This window comes from Granulicella mallensis MP5ACTX8 (assembly GCF_000178955.2).
Classification (GTDB): domain Bacteria; phylum Acidobacteriota; class Terriglobia; order Terriglobales; family Acidobacteriaceae; genus Granulicella; species Granulicella mallensis.
The window spans coordinates 5,636,401-5,653,760 of the sequence record NC_016631.1 but is presented as its reverse complement, the minus strand read 5'-3'; the positions used below and the strand labels follow the sequence as shown (position 1 = coordinate 5,653,760).

General features: G+C 58.2%; 16 protein-coding genes. 11 read left to right on the top strand and 5 right to left on the bottom strand.

What is annotated here, in order from left to right; genetic code table 11:
• Positions 1-306: 306 nt before the first annotated feature.
• Together glyA and ACIX8_RS21875 are read left to right on the top strand one after the other, a co-directional pair.
• Positions 307-1,569: a serine hydroxymethyltransferase gene (gene glyA, locus ACIX8_RS21880; protein ID WP_014267575.1), complete on the top strand. Its 1,263-nt coding sequence runs from the start codon at positions 307-309 to the stop codon at positions 1,567-1,569.
• Positions 1,570-1,808: 239 nt separating this feature from the next.
• Positions 1,809-2,306, top strand: coding sequence for a DUF7670 domain-containing protein (locus ACIX8_RS21875; RefSeq protein WP_014267574.1), 498 nt, complete (start codon positions 1,809-1,811; stop codon positions 2,304-2,306).
• A 109-nt stretch (positions 2,307-2,415) separates the two neighbouring features.
• Here the strand turns inward: ACIX8_RS21875 and prmC are convergent, their stop codons facing one another.
• Positions 2,416-3,258 carry a peptide chain release factor N(5)-glutamine methyltransferase gene (gene prmC / locus ACIX8_RS21870; RefSeq protein WP_014267573.1) on the bottom strand — a complete coding sequence of 281 codons (843 nt, stop codon included), beginning with the start codon at positions 3,256-3,258 and terminating at the stop codon, positions 2,416-2,418.
• 140 nt (positions 3,259-3,398) lie between these two features.
• A complete protein-coding gene (locus ACIX8_RS21865; RefSeq protein WP_014267572.1) occupies positions 3,399-3,977 on the bottom strand; it encodes an SRPBCC family protein in 579 nt (192 codons plus the stop codon).
• Positions 3,978-4,670: 693 nt separating this feature from the next.
• Between ACIX8_RS21865 and ACIX8_RS21860 the strand changes: the two genes are divergently transcribed.
• From ACIX8_RS21860 to tgt, 7 genes are all read left to right on the top strand, one after another.
• A complete protein-coding gene (locus tag ACIX8_RS21860; protein ID WP_223295414.1) occupies positions 4,671-8,090 on the top strand; it encodes a TonB-dependent receptor in 3,420 nt (1,139 codons plus the stop codon).
• Between the two features lie 197 nt (positions 8,091-8,287).
• A complete protein-coding gene (locus ACIX8_RS21855) occupies positions 8,288-9,781 on the top strand; it encodes an outer membrane beta-barrel protein (RefSeq protein ID WP_014267570.1) in 1,494 nt (497 codons plus the stop codon).
• 441 nt (positions 9,782-10,222) lie between these two features.
• Positions 10,223-11,029 (top strand): hypothetical protein, encoded by an 807-nt coding sequence (locus tag ACIX8_RS21850; RefSeq protein WP_150110710.1) that lies wholly within the window; start codon positions 10,223-10,225, stop codon positions 11,027-11,029.
• A 270-nt stretch (positions 11,030-11,299) separates the two neighbouring features.
• Positions 11,300-11,824, top strand: a complete 525-nt coding sequence (locus tag ACIX8_RS21845) for an RNA polymerase sigma factor (RefSeq protein WP_014267568.1) — start codon at positions 11,300-11,302, stop codon at positions 11,822-11,824.
• Positions 11,811-12,200: a hypothetical protein gene (locus tag ACIX8_RS21840; RefSeq protein ID WP_190273719.1), complete on the top strand. Its 390-nt coding sequence runs from the start codon at positions 11,811-11,813 to the stop codon at positions 12,198-12,200. The genes ACIX8_RS21845 and ACIX8_RS21840 overlap by 14 nt, the downstream gene beginning before the upstream one ends.
• Before the next feature lie 22 nt (positions 12,201-12,222).
• On the top strand, positions 12,223-12,795 hold the full coding sequence (locus tag ACIX8_RS21835) for a DUF4252 domain-containing protein (protein WP_014267566.1): 573 nt from the start codon (positions 12,223-12,225) through the stop codon (positions 12,793-12,795).
• A gap of 420 nt (positions 12,796-13,215) precedes the next feature.
• Positions 13,216-14,352, top strand: a complete 1,137-nt coding sequence (gene tgt / locus ACIX8_RS21830) for a tRNA guanosine(34) transglycosylase Tgt (RefSeq protein WP_014267565.1) — start codon at positions 13,216-13,218, stop codon at positions 14,350-14,352.
• Between the two features lie 302 nt (positions 14,353-14,654).
• Here tgt and ACIX8_RS21825 read toward each other — a convergent pair whose 3' ends face one another.
• Positions 14,655-15,074, bottom strand: coding sequence for a type II toxin-antitoxin system VapC family toxin (locus ACIX8_RS21825; RefSeq protein WP_014267564.1), 420 nt, complete (start codon positions 15,072-15,074; stop codon positions 14,655-14,657).
• Positions 15,071-15,310 (bottom strand): FitA-like ribbon-helix-helix domain-containing protein, encoded by a 240-nt coding sequence (locus tag ACIX8_RS21820; protein ID WP_014267563.1) that lies wholly within the window; start codon positions 15,308-15,310, stop codon positions 15,071-15,073. The genes ACIX8_RS21825 and ACIX8_RS21820 overlap by 4 nt, the downstream gene beginning before the upstream one ends.
• A 190-nt stretch (positions 15,311-15,500) precedes the next feature.
• Here ACIX8_RS21820 and ACIX8_RS21815 point away from each other — a divergent pair, with 190 nt between their 5' ends.
• Positions 15,501-16,019 carry a hypothetical protein gene (locus ACIX8_RS21815; RefSeq protein ID WP_014267562.1) on the top strand — a complete coding sequence of 173 codons (519 nt, stop codon included), beginning with the start codon at positions 15,501-15,503 and terminating at the stop codon, positions 16,017-16,019.
• 13 nt (positions 16,020-16,032) lie between these two features.
• Here the strand turns inward: ACIX8_RS21815 and ACIX8_RS21810 are convergent, their stop codons facing one another.
• Entirely contained in the window at positions 16,033-16,605 is a 573-nt protein-coding gene (locus ACIX8_RS21810; RefSeq protein WP_014267561.1) for a TetR/AcrR family transcriptional regulator, read from the bottom strand.
• Between the two features lie 110 nt (positions 16,606-16,715).
• Between ACIX8_RS21810 and ACIX8_RS21805 the strand changes: the two genes are divergently transcribed.
• The gene (locus ACIX8_RS21805; RefSeq protein WP_014267560.1) at positions 16,716-17,342 is read left to right on the top strand and encodes an FMN-dependent NADH-azoreductase; all 627 of its coding nucleotides are present in this window, start codon (positions 16,716-16,718) and stop codon (positions 17,340-17,342) included.
• The last annotated feature ends 18 nt before the right edge of the window (positions 17,343-17,360 follow it).

The following is a 17,360-nucleotide window of genomic DNA, read 5'->3' as shown; positions in this document are numbered from 1 at the left end:
TTTTTGCGAGGTGCGGAGTCGAAGGACCCCGAAGAACTTGATCTTACCCAGGATTCCGGGTCCTTTTCCAACACGAGAATTCAGGCTCGATCACTCGAAGTAGAAAAGCTCCAAAGGGCGTAGGCAAGAGGGCACCCCTCGGGGTCCTTCGGCCCTGAGCGTAGCCGAACGGGCGCGTCCCCAAAAGCTGGGACGCTCCGCTCAGGATGACAATTCTGTGGGGAGACATAAAACAAATTCAAAGCACCAAACTTATAGCCCTCGCCGGGCAGATTCGGACCGGTAGAACCAGCGTAAAATTAACGAATGCCTATCGACCTGAACGCACCGCTTGCGGTCGCCGACCCTGACATTGCAGCCCAGATTGAGAACGAGGTCGTGCGTCAGCATGACGGCCTCGAGATGATTGCCAGCGAAAACTTTGTCTCACGCGCCGTGCTCGAAGCCGCCGGTACCGTCTTCACCAATAAGTACGCCGAGGGCTACCCCGGCAAGCGCTACTACGGTGGCTGCGAGTTCGCCGACGTCGTCGAGAACCTCGCCCGCGACCGCGCCAAGCGCCTGTTTGGGGCCGACCACGCCAACGTGCAGCCGCACTCCGGCTCTCAGGCCAACGCTGCCGCCTACATGGCGCTCATCCAGCCCGGCGACACCATCCTGGGCCTGGACCTCGCCAACGGCGGTCACCTGACCCACGGGCACAAGCTGAACTTCAGCGGCAAGCTCTACAAGGTGGCGGGCTACAAGGTCCGTAAAGACACCGAGGTCGTCGACTATGACGAACTCGAAGCGCAGGCCATCGCCGAGAAGCCGAAGATGATCATCGGCGGCGGCTCCGCCTATCCGCGCCAGTTCGACTTCGCGCGCATGCGCCAGATCGCCGATAAGGTCGGCGCATACTTCGTCGTGGACATGGCGCACTTCGCCGGCCTCGTCGCCGGTGGAGCGCATCCTTCGCCCGTGCCGCACGCCCACATCGTCACCACGACGACCCACAAGACACTGCGCGGACCACGCGCCGGCCTGATCCTCTGCCAGGCTGAGTTCGCCGCTGCTGTCGACCGCAGCGTCTTCCCCGGCCAGCAGGGCGGCCCGCTGATGCACGTCGTCGCGGCCAAGGCTGTGGCCTTCAATGAGGCGTTGCAGCCGGAGTTCTCGACCTACGCGAAGCAGACCATTGCCAACGCCAAGGCGCTGGGCGAGGCCATGCAGGCCGAGGGCTTCCGCATCGTCTCGGGCGGCACGGATACGCACCTCATTCTCGTTGACGTCTTCGCGAAGGGCATCCTCGGCTCCGAGGCCGAGTCCGCGCTGGGCGAGGCGGGCATCACGGTCAACAAGAACGCGATCCCGTTCGACACCAACCCTCCGATGAAGCCGAGCGGCATTCGCCTGGGCACCCCGGCGCTCACCACGCGCGGCATGAAGGAAGACCAGATGCGGACGATCGCCAAGTGGATCGCCACCGCGCTCGAACACCGCTCCGACGCCGCCAGGCTGGCCGAGATTCGCGGCCAGGTGGGCGAGCTGGCAGAGCAGTTCCCGCTGTATGGTTGGCTGCGCGCGTAGGCGCTTTGTCTTTGCCGTTGTCTGTTTTTGCCGTTGCTTGTTTTTCGCCGTCATCCTGAGGCGCAGCCGAAGGACCCCCGCATTGGGACCACCACAGATGCGGGGGCTTCGGCTCTCAGCGCAGACTGGTAGCAAAAGCCAGGGGTACTTTCAACACCCAGGCTGACTTCAGACCAAACTATGCGCTACATTCTCTTGGTACATGGGTTAGCCTGTGTACTGTTACGAAGAGAGCCGCTATGTTCTGGATCATCATTCTCGGTATCGCCACCGGCATGCGCACGATGACGCCGCTCGCTGTGCTCTGCTGGTTTATGGCCCTGGCCCTGCTGCCGGTCGATAACTGGACCTTCTGGGCCGCGAAGATCGTCTCCGTGATCATCTTTACGCTGTGCGCGCTCAGCGAGTACTACATCGACACGCTGCCGCAGACGTCCAGCCGCACCAGGATTCTGGGCGTGTCCGCGCGGCTGATCGCTGCCGCACTCGCGGGTGCGATGGTGGCAGCCTCATTCCAGGAGCCACTTGCGGGCGGCATTCTCTTCTGCTGCATCGGCGCGCTCATCGGCACCTACGGCGGCTATCATCTGCGTATGTATCTGGCCCGGCGCGTAGGCCGCGATCTTCCTGTTGCCTTGGCAGAATCGGCTCTGGCCTTGATATTTGCCATAGTGGCTGCGCATCGCATTCATGTGGATATCAAAGATGCAGCCGCTGCCGCTCGCACGTTCTTCTAACAGAATCACCCATATCGTAGTCATCTCGACCTACCCCAAACATTGTCATGTTTCGGTCGAGATGACAACATTTGGGGTAATCAAAGATAAAAAACACATCGTGCTATCTCTAAACCCGCTCCGCCAGCACGATCCGCGGTATGCCCGCATAGTCATCCACGAAGCGCACGTTGCTCCAATCCACGAGTAACTCCTCCAGTGCAGGCCGCTGTCCGAATCCGATCTCCATGGCGAGCAGACCGCAGGGGTGCAGGGCGGCGTGCGCCTGGGGAATCAAGCGCTGGTAGATGGCAAGCCCGTCGTCACCTGCAAAGAGGGCGCTGTGAGGCTCATGCTGTACCACTTCCACCTGCATCGTCGCGGCATCGCCAAGGGGGATGTACGGCGGGTTGGAGACGATGGCATCGAACGGCGGATAGTGGGGAAGAGCACTGCTCAGGTCTTTGAGCAGATCGTTGCGCAGGAAGGTGATGCGCTCTCTGCATCCCAGGGCGTGCGCATTCTCTTCGGCGACGGCGAGTGCTCCCTCGGATTGATCGATGGCCACAAGCGCCACCCCTGCGAGATGCGTGGCCAGGGCGATGGCGATGGCGCCCGAACCTGTCCCGACATCGGCGATGCGCAGGATGCGGCCATCGTGAAACTGCGTGGCCCAGAGGATAACGGCTTCGACCAGGTGCTCGGTCTCGGGGCGGGGAATCAGTACCTCGGGCGTCACACGCAATGACAGACCGTAGAACTCCTGCACGCCGGTCAGATATTGCAGCGGTTCACCCGCTGCGCGGCGGGCTGCAAGTCCGAGAAAGGTCTCTGCCTGCGCGGCATCGAGCTCTTCCTCGGGATGTGCGAGGAGCCACGCACGGGGATGGCCGAGCACATGCGCGAGCAGCGTCTCGGCATCGCGGCGGAGGATGCGGGCGGAGGTTTCGGCGAGGGTGTCACGAAGCGTCATGAGATAGCTCAAGGATAGATGAGCGGGTTAGGTGTGAAGGCGAAGAATCGGTGCGGGGTGCCGGGTGGCCACGGCATCTGTCGTTGATTTTGCTTTTCTGGTTGTCATTCCCGAAGGGAATCTGCTTCCCGTTCGCATGGTCATGGCGTCACCCCTTGGGTCTCAGTATGTGCCGGTACCGATGGCAGATACTGCTGCCACTCGTCCGATTCCGCAACCCGCTTGATGACCGCATTGCGCTCCCGCAAGAGGTTGCGCATATAACGGCGCAGCACAAAGAACTCAGCCAGCAGGCCACCTTCCAATATCGGCGCGGCAAAGCGGAACTCGTCCGTCATCTCGGTACGCGGCGAGCCATCATCTGCAGGCTGAACCTTGCGAAAGAAATGGTCATGCTGCATGGAGCGAAACGCTCCGCGCAGCATCGTGTCCTGAAAGTAGCGCGGCGAGTCGAAGGCCGTAATCAGGCTGACCAAAGTCTGCCGCACAAAGAAGTGCCGCGCCTGCCACATCACCTGTTCGCCCATGCCGTGAAGCCCTGTGCGAGTGCCCGCAGTGGCCTGTTCCCCGAAGTGAATGTTGTCCAGCAAATGCACTTCGATGGAACGCGCGAGATCGAAGACGCGTTCAAGGGGAGCGGCGATTACCGTGACTTCGCGCAATTGCACCATGTGCCCGATGGTAGCTGCCCGGACTCGTTTTCGGAAAGGCTCAGGCATTGGGCATGCGCTCTGGAGAACGGGCACATCGCTAAGCCCTGCAGTGGCGATGCTATGTTTTTGCTCTTTCTCTTTCTCTTGCCTCTGCCTCTGTTGTTGCCTTTGCCTTTGCTTTTCTTGTTGTCATTCCGAGCGCAGCGAGCGAACCTGCTGTCTCCCGTTTTTTGCCCGTGCCACCACAAACGCTGTGCGTCAACTCAAACGCTCCGGTTCCAGACCACATCTTCTCGGGTAATACGAACGAAGAGCGGGAGACAGCAGGTTCGCTCGCTACGCTCGGAATGACAACAAAAAAACAAAGGCTAGTCGAGCTTATTGTCCTCTAAGCTCCCTGTTATTTATCCAGCTACCACGAAGTCAACAGGCTGGCCCTTTTCAAAACATAAAGAACTCATAAGTGCCTTAAGAATTCATAAGTAAACCATATGTGTTTTTTGCATTTCATTATGCCGCCATTATGGCTGCGGGGCTTTCATAAGACATACGCCGTCAGTCGTGCTGACAGATTGGAGAACCCCCATGGCCTCGTCTAGAGGAGCCATACAACCCGCTTCGCCGGTAGTTTCGCATTCTTTGTTGTGTTTGCATTTGGAGGCAGTAATCTTGTTGGAGCATCAAGTAGAAATCTCGCGCAAAAGGGATCAAGCAAATTCCTTTTCACTTCGTAAATTAGTTTTCAAGCAGCGTCATTTATTGAGCACCCTCGTTGTTCTGTTCGGGATGCTCTTCATGGCCGCCCCTCAGGCAACTGCACAGTCCACCTTCGGAAGCATTCGTGGACTTGCCCTGGATAACACCGGCGCCGCCGTGCCGGACACGCAGATCACACTGCATGACATCGATAAAAATACCGACCGTGTCGCGAAGACCGATAACACCGGAAGCTATACCCTCGAGAACGTCCTTGCCGGCAGATATACCATTCGCGGACAGCACGAGGGTTTCGCTGAAACGACGGTCAACGGTATTACCATTGCAGCCCGCCAGGACCTTCGTATTACTCTCACGATGCCTGTTGCGACACAGGTAACTGAAGTTCAGGTAACCACCTCGGCCAACCATATCAATACGGAAAACGGAATCATTGGCGATTCGAAGGGAACCGCCGAGATCGGCCAGTTGCCCCTCAACTTCCGTGCCTCGACTACCAGCCCGCTCGCTTCGTTAGAGACCTCTCCGAACGTGCAGCAGGATAGCTCGGGCAACGTCGCCATCGGTGGCGCTACGGCAAACCAGATCGGATTTTCGGTCGATGGTATTTCGACGGCGAACATTTTCAACAGCGCTGCTGGAACGAACCCCTATCCCTCGCCTGAAGGCATCGGCGAACTCAAGGTCACAGCCTTCAATAACAATGCAGAGTTCTCCCAGGTGGCCGACGTAACCTTCACCAGCAAGGGCGGAACGAATAATTTCCATGGAAACGTCTTCGAATATCTTCAGAACGACGCCCTCGACGCTCGCGTTCTGAACTTTACGGAGAAGGCGCCCAAGCACTTCAATACCTTTGGCGGCAGCATCGGCGGTCCGGTCATCATTCCGCATCTTTATAACGGCCACGATAAGACGTTCTTCTTTTTCGACTATGAAGGTAACCGGAGACGGACTTCGCAGGCAGAGCAGTATACCGTGCCTGACGCGCTTGAACGGGCAGGCAATCTGTCCGAGTTCGGCCAGGTGCTGAACAATCCGGCGACGGGGCAACCCTATCCGGCAAACACAAACATCCCGGTAAGTCCTTTTGCCTCGGCACTCCTGAACCAGTATTATCCTTTGCCGAACGCTCCGAACGGTAACGGTTTCAACTATCAAACGCTCGTTCCGATCCCATCGAATACAGATGGCTTCGATGCGCGTATCGACCAGGTCCTTACTTCGAAGCAGCAGGTCTATGCTCGTTTCAATCGGAAGAACCTTACGGTAAATACTGTAAATCCGCTGTTGCCGAACGATGTCGATACCGAGCACGACCGTAGCTTCCTGGTCTCTCATAACTACATCATCAGCAGCCAGCTGTTGAATGAGTTCCGTTATGGTTTCACGGATACCATCCTGTCTCCGAACTTCCCCATTGAGGGTGCGGCAGCTATTCAAGGCTTGAATATTCAGGTCAATGGCAACCAGGGTGTCAATGTTTCAAATCACCCTACCGACCAGGGCTTTCCCACCATCGTATTTTCGGATGGTACCGGTTTCACTCCGATCGGCAGAGACCACGTTGGCCCGACGCAATCTACCACCAAGCAGCTTGCGGATAACCTGACCTATAGCAGGGGCCGGCACACCATGCGTGCCGGTGTAGATATTCGCTGGGTTCGCTTTGCTGTGCCGGAGATCGAGACACCTTCTGACGACTACGGTTTATTTACCTTCAATCAAGGTGCCTTTACGGGAAATGCCTTCGGCGATCTATTGCTGGGTGCTCCTAATACGACTTACTTTGCCGTTACAGGACCGCGTGACGATGCGGGTGGAATGCAGACAGGTGTCTATGCCCAGGATCAATGGCAGGCAAGCGATCGCCTGACCATCAGCTACGGTCTCCGTTGGGAACTGCTTCCCCCCTTTGTCGACAAGAATGGAATCCAGGCTAACTTCGATCCGAACTATGCTGGTGTAGGCGCGAATGGACAGGGTGCCATTATCGTCAACAACGTACTGTTGAATGGACTTGGACCAGCTCCGGCCTTCCTGGCATCGTTCAATGCCTGCGGACTGGGTGGTGTCAATCCGAACTACAACGCCGCTACCTGCACGCCCGTAGTGACCAATCAGCAGGATGGTCTGGCCACAGGTCTCCGGCAGACATACTTCAAGAACTTCGATCCGCGCATCAGCCTGGCTTATCGTCCCTTCAGCGACGATAAGACGGTGATTCGTGCGGGCTTTGGCATCTTCACGGTAACTGCCCTCGGTCAACTTCAGAACAACAACGAAAGCAACCCGCAGGCTGTCGTCAACACCTGGCAGAACAACCCCACTGGAACAAACGGCAAGCCGACAGGTATGCCGATCTTCACCTTTCCGCACGTTACACCGCCGAATGCGGGTCTGCAGTTTGGTGGTGGCGAACTCGAACAGGCTACCGATCCACACTATCGCGATGCTCAGTCGGAACAGTGGAACCTTACGGTTGAGCGCGAGGTTACCTCCTATACTTCGGTTCGTGTGAGCTACGTAGGTATGAACTCCTACCGCCTCCCCGTCACCGTAAACCTGAATCAGACAAAGCCCAGCGCGACGCCCTACAACTTTGCCAATGCCCCTTTCCAGAACTGGGGAGTTATCTTCTCTACAGAGAATCTGGGTTTCCAGGATTATCAGGCTCTGGAGTTAGAAGCTTCGCACAAAACGTCGCGCGGGCTGTCCTATCAGGCGAACTATACCTGGGCGCATAACGTCAGCGACGGCCAGGGCGATGCTCCTACAACGTTCCAGGGCGAGACTCGCTATGGCCTTGCGGATCTGAATCGTTTCGACATCAGCGCCAACAACGGCAATGTAGTTGGAACGCGCCGTCAGCGTCTGCTGGTTTCGGGCACGTATGAACTGCCCTTCGGCAAGGGCCGGCAGTGGTTGGCTGACTCTCGTGCCCTGAGCACTATCTTCGGGGGCTGGAACGTAAACACGATCACGTTGCTGGAAACGGGACCCTATTTGACACCGACGGACAGCGTCAACCACGATCAGACCAATACGGATCCTTCTGGAGATGGTTCGATCGTCCGTCCTGACCGGGTTGGCAATCCTCGTCAAATGGGTGTGATTGCGGCGAATCCAAGCTGCACGCCGACGCCCGGAACGTTATTCAACCTCTGCGCCTTTGCCCCAACACCAGTAGGTGCGGCACGCATCGGTAATGCAGGTGTTGGAAGCCTCGAAGGGCCCGGCACCATTGCAGTGAGCGCAGGCCTGGCTAAGGTCTTCGAGATTCGGAATAATTTGCATCTTCGCTTCGAGTCGACCTTCACCAACATCCTGAACCACACCAACTTCGCACCACCAGTGACGAACATCAGCGAACCACTTCAGTTTGGTGTATTGAACGCACAACAGACGGCAGAAAATGCCGGCAACCGTACAGGCCAGGTCGCTCTCCGGCTTGAGTTCTAAGGAGCACTTGTAGAAGAAAGAGCGGTTGGTATCGGGTGGGCCGGGATACAGAGATGTAATTCCGGCCCGCCCGATACCAGCCAGCCTCTAAATATTCTTTATCAATCCTTTAGCTTTTCTTTATGTGTCTGTGACTACCCTTATCGATGGCGCATCTGCACCCGAACGCTTTGGGCTGCAGTCGTCATCGGAGAGGTATGAGAGACCCGGCCCCGCGATTCACAAAACTCGTTTTTGTAACCGCCCTACTTGCTTTTAGTGTTATTCCTTACGCACACGCCACGGAGATTCCCGAGGGGAATCTTCAGCCGTATGCTACTGCTTCAGCGGCCCTTCTGCAGGCAGCCGCCGATACCGCTGCCCAGCACCAGGCTGAGCTGCAAAGCGGCAACTTCTTTCAGCGGCTAGGCCGCTTCTATGTCGATGACTGGACAGGAAAACTGCCCTCCGGCCCAGCACCAGCGCGCCGCGCCCTCGAAGCGCCACTCGACTCCTCGCCGTTCCCAAATACGGACTGGGGTTACGGCGGCTCGCCGGACATCGGTGCTCCTGACGGCAACGTCTATCCGCTGATGACCGCGCTCAAGCTGCAGAACAGCCGTACCAAGATCTATGGCTGGGCCGCGCCAAGCTTCAATGTCAGCACGTCGGGCACGAATAACTTTCCCGTTACGTACGACATCTTCCCCAACCGCATCGAGCTCAACCAGGCGGTGGTCTACCTCGAGCGCCTGCCGAATACGGTGCAGACGACACACTTCGACTTCGGTTATCACCTCACGGCGTTCTACGGCATCGACTATCGTTTCACCACGGCGAAGGACTACCTCAGCCAGCAGTTGCTGCAGAAGAATCGCCGCTATGGCTTCGACCCCGTGTTGGAGTATGCCGATCTGTACTTCCCGGTGAAGGATGGACTGAATATCCGAATCGGACGTTTCCTTTCTGTGCCCGGCATCGAAGCGCAGCTCGCTCCGAACAACTACAACATGACGCACTCGCTGCTCTATTCGATCGACCCCTTTACCGATACCGGCATCATCGGCACGCTAAAGCTGAACAAGCAGTGGATCGTGCAGTTGGGGCTCTCGGCAGGGCATGACGTTGCGCCATGGTCGGACGATCGCAAGCCTTCGGTCATTGCGTGTCTCGACTACTCGACCAGCAGCAATCACGACAACTTCTATGCCTGCGCCAACGGCATCAACGACGGCAAGTACGCGTACAACAACCTGCAGGATTACGACGGCACCTGGTACCACAAGTTCAACGCGAAGTGGCACATGGCGACCGAGGCCTGGTACATGTACGAGCGAGAGGTGCCCAACGTGGCCGGGAATGTAGCCAATCCCGCTCCGACAGAGCTTGGCGCTAACGGTGCCTTCTGCGCTCCCAACGAGCCGTCCTGCAATGCCCCGGAGTATGCGGTGGTGAACTACATCAACCGTGAGGTGAACTCGAAGCTGATGTTCGGCTTCCGCTCGGACTTTCTCGACGACAAGAAGGGCCAGCGCACCGGCATCGCCGGCAAGTACACGGAGAACACGTTGTATGCGACGAAGTACATCGGCAGCACGATCATGCTGCGGCCGGAGATTCGTTTCGACCACTCGTGGGACCGCCTGGGCTATAACAACGGCACGGCGCGGAACCAGTTCTTTGCGGGTATGGATGTGATCTATAAGTTCTAGCCGCAATCGAGATAGCAGCGTTTTTATTTCCCCACAGAGGCGTCATCCTGAGCGAAGCGTCCCAGTTTTTTGGGACGCGAAGTCGAAGGACCCCGAGGCTTGCTATCTTACCCATGCACTTCGCACCTTCTCCACCTCAAGAGCTCGAGCCTGGACTCTTGAGGTGGAAAGTTTCCGACAGCATAGGCGAGGTCAACCCCTCGGGGTCCTTCGGTCCTGAGCGCAGCAACTCGCAAAGTGCGCGAGTTGCTGCGCTCAGGATGACGATTTTGTGGAGGGGATGAACAGGAACATCTGGGGTATCTCTATCTCACAGCAAGATTCCAACAAGAAAAACTGCATTTCTCTACTACTGACAATCTTCTTACACAATTGAAACATCCTGCGCAGGCGCAGAGCGCTACACTGCGGTCAATGATGACTGCTCGGCGTATGTTGGGCATGGCGACGATGGCAGCTACCCTGCTGGGTGTGGGGTCTGGAGGCGCACTCACCGCGCAGACCTCGGGTCCTCAGACGCCGTTGCAGCTCGTGAAGACGATGATCGCCAACGAGCGCGAAGCCTCGAACGATCATGCGCGCTACGAGTACGTCTCCAACGAGAATTCGGACCGTACCGGCGGGCATCTGTGGACGGAGCGTGTCGTGGAGACCTACGCCGGCCGTGTTCGTCTTCTGCTCGCCGAGGACGGCAAGCCCCTCTCCGCGGATCGAGTCCAGCGGGAGCGCGCACGTCTGACTCGCATCCAGGAGCATCCCGAAGAGTTCATCCACCACGAGCAGAACACCCGCAACGAAGAGAAGCGTGCGCGCGAGATGCTCGACGTCCTGCCCCGCGACTATACGTTCGACAACGTTCGCCTGCAACAGGGCGTCTGGTACATGGACTTCCACCCGAACATGCAGTACTCGCCCAGCGGCATCGAGGAGCGGATTCTGCATGGCATGGCTGGCCGAATCGCCATCGACGCCCGTGACCTGCGGCTAATTCACCTTGAGTTTCACCTGATCCAGGACGTCGGTATCGGCTTCGGCCTGCTGGCGAACGTGCATACCGGAACGACCTTCGTCAGCGACCGCCAGATCGTCGATGGGCGCTGGCACACGCTGCATGTCGCTACGGAGGTCCACGGGAAGGCGGCGCTCTTCAAGACGATCGATTACAACCTCGATCTCCGGCGGCGCGACTTCCAGGTTCTGGACCAGAACATTACGGTTCCACAGGCAGCGGCCCTGCTGCTGCGCTGAAACCGGCGGTAAATGGTCCAAGGGAGCGCTTGTCAGGCGCGCATGATCATGGCGCAGATATTGTCCGTGCGTGTTTTGTCGTAAAGCGTGTATGAAGCCGTGCCCTTAATGAGACACCCTCCATAAGCTATTCATCCGTTCTCCATAAGTTGCTCATTTAGCTGGGGTTCCCAAAAATCTTTCCCCACCGCAAAGATTTTGCATTCCGGCGGCCTTCTTTTTGCGTATAGAGAAGTAAGCAGGCAAAGTGATACGGAAGCAAGCGCGCGGATGAGCATGGAAGCAACCCAGTTTCGGACACTGGTCGAGACCCATCAGAAGATGGTGTTTTCTATCGCCCTGCGCGTCACCGGGGAGTACGGAGCGGCCGAGGAGGTCGCCCAGGACGTCTTTCTAGAGCTCTATCGCGGCTCCGAGCGGCTGACGAGCGCGGACCATGTGCGCTTCTGGCTGCGACGGGTCACCGTGCATCGCGCCACCGACGCTCTGCGGAGGAAGTCGCGCCAGCCCGAAGCTGCCGCGGAAGAGTGGATGGAAGACCAGCACGTGGAGAATGAGAACACACGGCTGGATGCCGGCATCGAAGCGCGGCTGGAAGAGCTGCTGCGGGCCCTGCCAGAGTCGATGCGTGTGGCTGTGGTGTTGCGGTACCAGGAAGAGATGTTGCCGGATGAGATTGCAAAGCTGCTGGGCCAGCCGGTAGCGACGGTAAAGAGTCATCTGCAGCGTGGACTGCAACTGCTGCGCGTCAAGGCAGCAGTGACAATGAAGGGATATGTTCGTGGACAGGCCTGAAGAAAAAAAGAACGAGCTCGGAGTAGGGAAGATGGACGAGTTTGAAGAGCTATTAACGCGCGAGTTGCAAAGGGTCGACGCCCCGGAGGGGTTTGCGCTCCGCGTGCTGGATCTTGCCGCGAAGCAGACGCCGGTGCGTGCCAGGGTGCTGACGATGCCCGTCTGGCTGGCCAGGCCGCACGCCTGGGCAGGCGGTGCGGTGGCCGCGGCCCTGGTGCTGGGATGCTTTGCCGCGGAACGGATTCACGTCAGGCAGCAGCAGGAGAAGGCGGAGATGGCGCAACAGCAGTTTGACACGGCGATGCGCGTCACCGATCGCGCTCTCGGCCAGACGCGCGCGCACCTGGAACGCGCAGGGTTCAAGTTAGGCGACTGAGAGAGGCGTGAGGGATAGAACGATGACAAAGAGACTGGGTTTGAATCTGACGCTGGCGGCCGCGATGCTTGCGGTACTGCCAATGCGGGCACAAGTGACGATACGGGTTTCTTCGAGCGGAGCCGAGGCGCCGCAGGTAAAGGACGACCTGTTCGCCGGCACGGAGAAGTTCGCGCAGGGTGCGAAAGACGTAACCGAAGTGAACATGGATAAGAGCATGCTCGGGATGGTCCCCAAGGGCGGGGGAGGGATGGCGAGCAGGATGGACTACATCGTGATCCACTCGTACACCTATGACAAACCCGGAATGTATCGCATGGAAGACATCGATGTCTTCCGCAAGAAGCTGACCGACGGCAGTTGGAACTGTTTTATCCATACACGCGACAAGGATGGCTCGACGGACATCTGTTCGCGGGCCGGAGAGCACGGCGAGTCCAACGAGATGGTCATTATGACCGCCGAGGCGAAGGAGTTGACCTTCATCCACCTGAGCGGACACATGTCGATGGGCGACCTCGTCAAGATGGGCGGCGGCATGAGCGGCGTCCCGGTTCCACCCATTCCGCCGATACCGCCTGTACCCCATCAATAGTCTGCGGCACTCGACGACAGGCCCTACTGTCTTGAGCTTCTTGGGTGAGCCATCATGGCCCGTTGAGCATAGCGCGAAGCGCGTTCCCTGACGCTTCAGCGTCAGGGATACGGAGGGAGCCGTAGCCTTTAGGCTACGGAATCAAGGCCAGGCAAGAATTGGGCTTTAGCCCCGGGCCTTTTGTCCGCAGCCGAAAGAAGGCCCGGGCCTAAAGGCCACATCTTTTCCCAGCTTGAATTCCGTAGCCTAAAGGCTACGGCTCCCTCCGCCCCGCGACGCTGAAGCGTCACGGTTTGCGCTACGCGCTGTCTTGAACAGGCCATCACGATACAACGCATTTACGGCTCACAAGGGTCGCCCCTTCGGGGCTTAGTTCTGTGCCACGGCACCCAATGCCACGCCCTTCTAGAATGGAGGGTGATGTCACTTAAATTCGAAGTTGCAAATACGACGGAGCAGGGGGGCCGGCGCGGCGCCCTCTCGTTGCCGCACGGAGTGGTTCAGACGCCGGTGTTTATGCCCGTCGGCACGGCGGCGACCGTAAAGGCCGTTCCGCAGGATGCACTGGAGACCCTCGGCGGGCGTGGCGCTGAGATCATCCTGGCCAATACCTATCACCTCTACCTGCGTCCCGGCCATGAGCTGATTCGCTCTCTGGGTGGCGTACACAAGTTCATGAGCTGGCGCCGGCCCATGCTGACCGACTCCGGAGGCTTCCAGGTGTTTTCGCTGGCCAAGCTGCGCAAGATCACCGAGGACGGCGTCGAGTTCCGCTCGCACCTCGACGGCTCCAAACACTTCTTCTCGCCCGAGCACTCCATGACCGTGCAGATCGCCCTGGGCGCGGACATCATGATGGTCTTCGACGAGTGCGTGGAGACGCCCGCCAGCTGGGAGCGCACCCGCGACTCCATGGCTCTGACCCACGCCTGGGCCGCACGGTCCAAGGCCTACTGGGAGGCGCACCGGCACGAGGTTCCCTGGCACGAGGAGCGCGGCGGCCAGCACCAGGCGCTCTTCGGCATCGTGCAGGGAGGCATGTACGCCGACCTCCGCCGCGAAAGCGCGGACAGGCTCGTGGAGATGGATCTTCCCGGCTACGCGATCGGCGGCTTGGCCGTCGGTGAGCCGCGCGAGGTGACTCGCGAGATGATCGCGCTGACGTTGGAACATCTGCCCAAAGACAAGCCGCGCTACGTGATGGGCGTCGGCTACCCCGACGAGATCGAGGAGTACGCCCGCATGGGCGTCGACATGATGGACTGCGTGCTGCCCACACGCGCCGGGCGGCATGGGCTGCTGTTCATCCGCGAAGACCCGAATGACCGCAGAAGCGCCGTGGTCCGCCTGAACATCAAGAAGCAGGACAACGCCCAGGACCAGCGTCCTATCGATGAAGGCTGCAAATGCAGCGTGTGCCAGCGCTACACCCGCGCCTACCTGCGGCATCTGTTTGCGAGTGGAGAGCCACTGGGAGCCACGCTGAACTCCATTCACAACCTGTCGTTCTACCTGGAGACAATGGAGCGTGTGAGAGTTGATCTGGCAGGCGCGTAGCTGCCTTTGCTTTTGCTCTTGCCTTTCTTGTTTGTCATCCCCGCAGGGAATCTGCTTTTGCAGTTGCCTTTGTCTTTGCAGTTGCCTTTGCCTTTGCAGTTGCCTTTGCCTTTGCTTTTCTGGTTGTCATTCCGAGCGCAGCGAGGAACCTGCTGTCTCCCGTTTTTGGCCAGTGCCGCCACAAACGATAGGCGCTAGCCTAAGTAAGCCTGATCCAGACCATATGCTTTCTGGGGGGACGAACAAAGAGCGGGATCAAGCAGATTCCCTGCGGGAATGACAAATAAGAAAAGCAAAGCTCCCTATTCTTCCCACGGATTGAGAATCGAAATCCCAGCAGCGACAAAAGGGGTTGTGTCTCGCGTCGCCACGATGAAGCCGTGCACCTTTGCGATGGCGGCTATTTGACCGTCAGCGACAGAGAGATGATGCCCGCCAATTCTCGCTTGGCCGATCAGCGATGCATAGGTGATCGCTGCCTGTTGGTCGAAGGGTAGGATGCGTGATCCGAAGAGCCTGTTCATCAAATCGCTTAACGCAGAGGCAAGCCCTTGCTTCCGCTTTCCTTCTGGAAGGAGTTCAACTCCGACCAGCAGTTCGGAGAGGCTCGTGGCTGTCAGATAAAGTGTTTCGGCCATCTGGCGGTCAAGCCACGCACCAACGCGGGGATCTCCGTTGGGCCTCATCGGTTCCGATACAACATTCGTATCCAGGATGATCATTCAAACACTGCCGGTTCCGTTGGAGTCTGATCACGGGTGAGATCCAGTTGAAGTCCTTCAAAGTTCTGGCCAAACGCAGCGAGTTCCGTTCCAATCATGGTCCGGGTTTTGGGCCGCACAGCTTCTTCCAGAATGGCCCTGATCTCGGCCTCTGTACTGCTCCCATGCAGAGCTGCGCGCCGCTTCAGCGCGCGGTGCGTCTCTTCAGATAGATTGCGGATGGTGACAGCGGGCATAACTCAACCTCACAGTTATATGATATCAGGGAGGAGGTTTTGATATCGTTATGGTGGGATGCTTGCGTAATCTTCCAGTCTGGCGTTCTACCTTCCAAGAGTTCAGGATGGAATAAGAGTAGAGGGCTGAAAGCCCAACCTATCGATAGTGCCTGCAGCCGCCCCGTCATCTGTCAGGTGTAATCTTCAAATGAACGAAGGGGTCATTTTGAACGAGACCAGGCAGACACGCCCTCCGCTGGCAACCATCATCTGTATCTACCTGATCGTCACAGCCTTCGTCCCGCTGTCTCTTCTCTGGATTTACCTGTTTGGGTGGTTCCACTCTTTGTCCAATGGCTCCCATGCGTCATTGAGCTTCCACCCGGTACTGCCGCACTCACCGTTAGCGTGGGTAAGTTGCGCTCTCGCGATTGCCGGTGCCATAGCTCTGTGGCAGCTGCGCCACCTCGCCTTTGTTCTGCTGGCGATCCGTCTCGGTCTTTCCCTCTTCACCCAGGTCAGCACCCTTACGGACCGTAGTTCCTCGTTTATGCGGTTGACTGCCACCATGCCGCGCGTGGTCGCAGAGTCAACCGTTATGAGGAATACCTACCTGCTGATCGCCGCGCAGTGGCTCATCAGCGCCCTGATCGTTTGGTACGTCTACGGCCTCACTTCGCCGAAACCTTCCGGCTCTCGCCAGGGTCTACCGAATCATCGTACGTAAACTCCCAACGCCCCTACGTTCCGAGAATCGGCCCAATCAGCCTCACCACCGTGGCGGCGATCTCCTCGGAAGCAACGCGGTCCGGCGTCCGCACCCACTCCTTCGCGGCGCCAAAGATCGCCCAGCTGATGATGGAGGCGATCACTTCCGGCGAGTCGCCCGAGGGTGGCGGGTGCTGTCTCACGCCATCGAGAATCATATGCCGCACAACGGTAATCACGGCGGACTCCAGATGCGGCTCCATCTGCCGCTGGCGTTCGCACTCCACACCCGGCATCTGGGCCAGGTAGTCGCAGACGCCCAGGGCAATGTGGTGCAGGGCGGACGCGCAGGTTCCGTTGAACGTAACGCCGCGGTCTTCTAAAAGTTGGTTGAATTTGCTGGCAACCATGCACTCGAAGAGTGCAAACTTATCGGGGTAGTGCGCATAGAAGGTCGCCCGGTTTACCGTGGCCTCGTCGGTGATGTCCTGCACGGAGATCTTTTCGAACTCCGTAGACTCCAATAGCTTTCCTAACGCCTGCTGCAGCAGATCGCGGGTCCGTTTGACGCGAGGATCAATAGCTTCGCAAGCAGATTCTGCCATAAGTCTGTTTCCAGTTTACAGTTCTTGTTGCCAAAACAACATCTGTTGTGTATTTATAAATCAACAGATGTTGTTTAAGCATCTATTGTTGCAAAGGAGATTTACCCCGAATGCCTACTTTACTCCATCTCGACGCCAGCCCACTTGGCGAAGCCTCCGTCTCCCGCCACCTCACCAGCGAGTTCGTCAAGAACTGGAAGAAGGCAAACCCGGAAGGCAAGGTCATCACCCGCGACCTCACGACCAGCGGCCTCACCTCTCTTACTGCCCCTTTGATCGGCGCGTTCTTTACGCCGAAAGAGTCACGCACCCCGGAGCAGAACCAGTTGCTCGCCCTCTCCGACAGCCTGGTTGCCGAAATCAAAGAAGCTGACGAGTACGCCATTGGCGCTCCGATGCACAACTTTGGTGTTCCCAGCGTTCTCAAGCAGTGGATTGATCTGGTCGTTCGCGCCGGTGAGACCTTTGCTTACATCGACGGCGCTCCCCAGGGCCTGCTCAAGGGCAAGAAGGCTCACTTCCTCCTCGCGACCGGCGGCGTCTACGGCGCGGGTTCGGCGATGGAGTCCTTCAACTTCGTAGAACCTTATCTGCGCACGATCTTCGGTTTCGTCGGTGTTACCGACACGAACTTCCAGACCGCCGGTGGCGCTGCTTCCCTGAACTACGGAGCCGACCGCGAGGCGTTCCTGCTGCCCCACGTTGAGGCGATCCGCGCCAAGTTCGCGGTCAACTAAGCCTGTTCCACTGTTTTT

Bases quoted from the DNA above. Each gene is read 5' to 3' on its own strand.
- glyA (WP_014267575.1), top strand. From the start codon at position 307: ATGCCTATCGACCTGAACGCACCGCTTGCGGTCGCCGACCCTGACATT.
- ACIX8_RS21875 (WP_014267574.1), top strand. From the start codon at position 1,809: ATGTTCTGGATCATCATTCTCGGTATCGCCACCGGCATGCGCACGATG.
- prmC (WP_014267573.1), bottom strand. From the start codon at position 3,258: ATGACGCTTCGTGACACCCTCGCCGAAACCTCCGCCCGCATCCTCCGC.
- ACIX8_RS21865 (WP_014267572.1), bottom strand. From the start codon at position 3,977: ATGCCTGAGCCTTTCCGAAAACGAGTCCGGGCAGCTACCATCGGGCAC.
- ACIX8_RS21855 (WP_014267570.1), top strand. From the start codon at position 8,288: ATGAGAGACCCGGCCCCGCGATTCACAAAACTCGTTTTTGTAACCGCC.
- ACIX8_RS21850 (WP_150110710.1), top strand. From the start codon at position 10,223: ATGGCGACGATGGCAGCTACCCTGCTGGGTGTGGGGTCTGGAGGCGCA.
- ACIX8_RS21845 (WP_014267568.1), top strand. From the start codon at position 11,300: ATGAGCATGGAAGCAACCCAGTTTCGGACACTGGTCGAGACCCATCAG.
- ACIX8_RS21835 (WP_014267566.1), top strand. From the start codon at position 12,223: ATGACAAAGAGACTGGGTTTGAATCTGACGCTGGCGGCCGCGATGCTT.
- tgt (WP_014267565.1), top strand. From the start codon at position 13,216: ATGTCACTTAAATTCGAAGTTGCAAATACGACGGAGCAGGGGGGCCGG.
- ACIX8_RS21825 (WP_014267564.1), bottom strand. From the start codon at position 15,074: ATGATCATCCTGGATACGAATGTTGTATCGGAACCGATGAGGCCCAAC.
- ACIX8_RS21820 (WP_014267563.1), bottom strand. From the start codon at position 15,310: ATGCCCGCTGTCACCATCCGCAATCTATCTGAAGAGACGCACCGCGCG.
- ACIX8_RS21815 (WP_014267562.1), top strand. From the start codon at position 15,501: ATGAACGAAGGGGTCATTTTGAACGAGACCAGGCAGACACGCCCTCCG.
- ACIX8_RS21810 (WP_014267561.1), bottom strand. From the start codon at position 16,605: ATGGCAGAATCTGCTTGCGAAGCTATTGATCCTCGCGTCAAACGGACC.
- ACIX8_RS21805 (WP_014267560.1), top strand. From the start codon at position 16,716: ATGCCTACTTTACTCCATCTCGACGCCAGCCCACTTGGCGAAGCCTCC.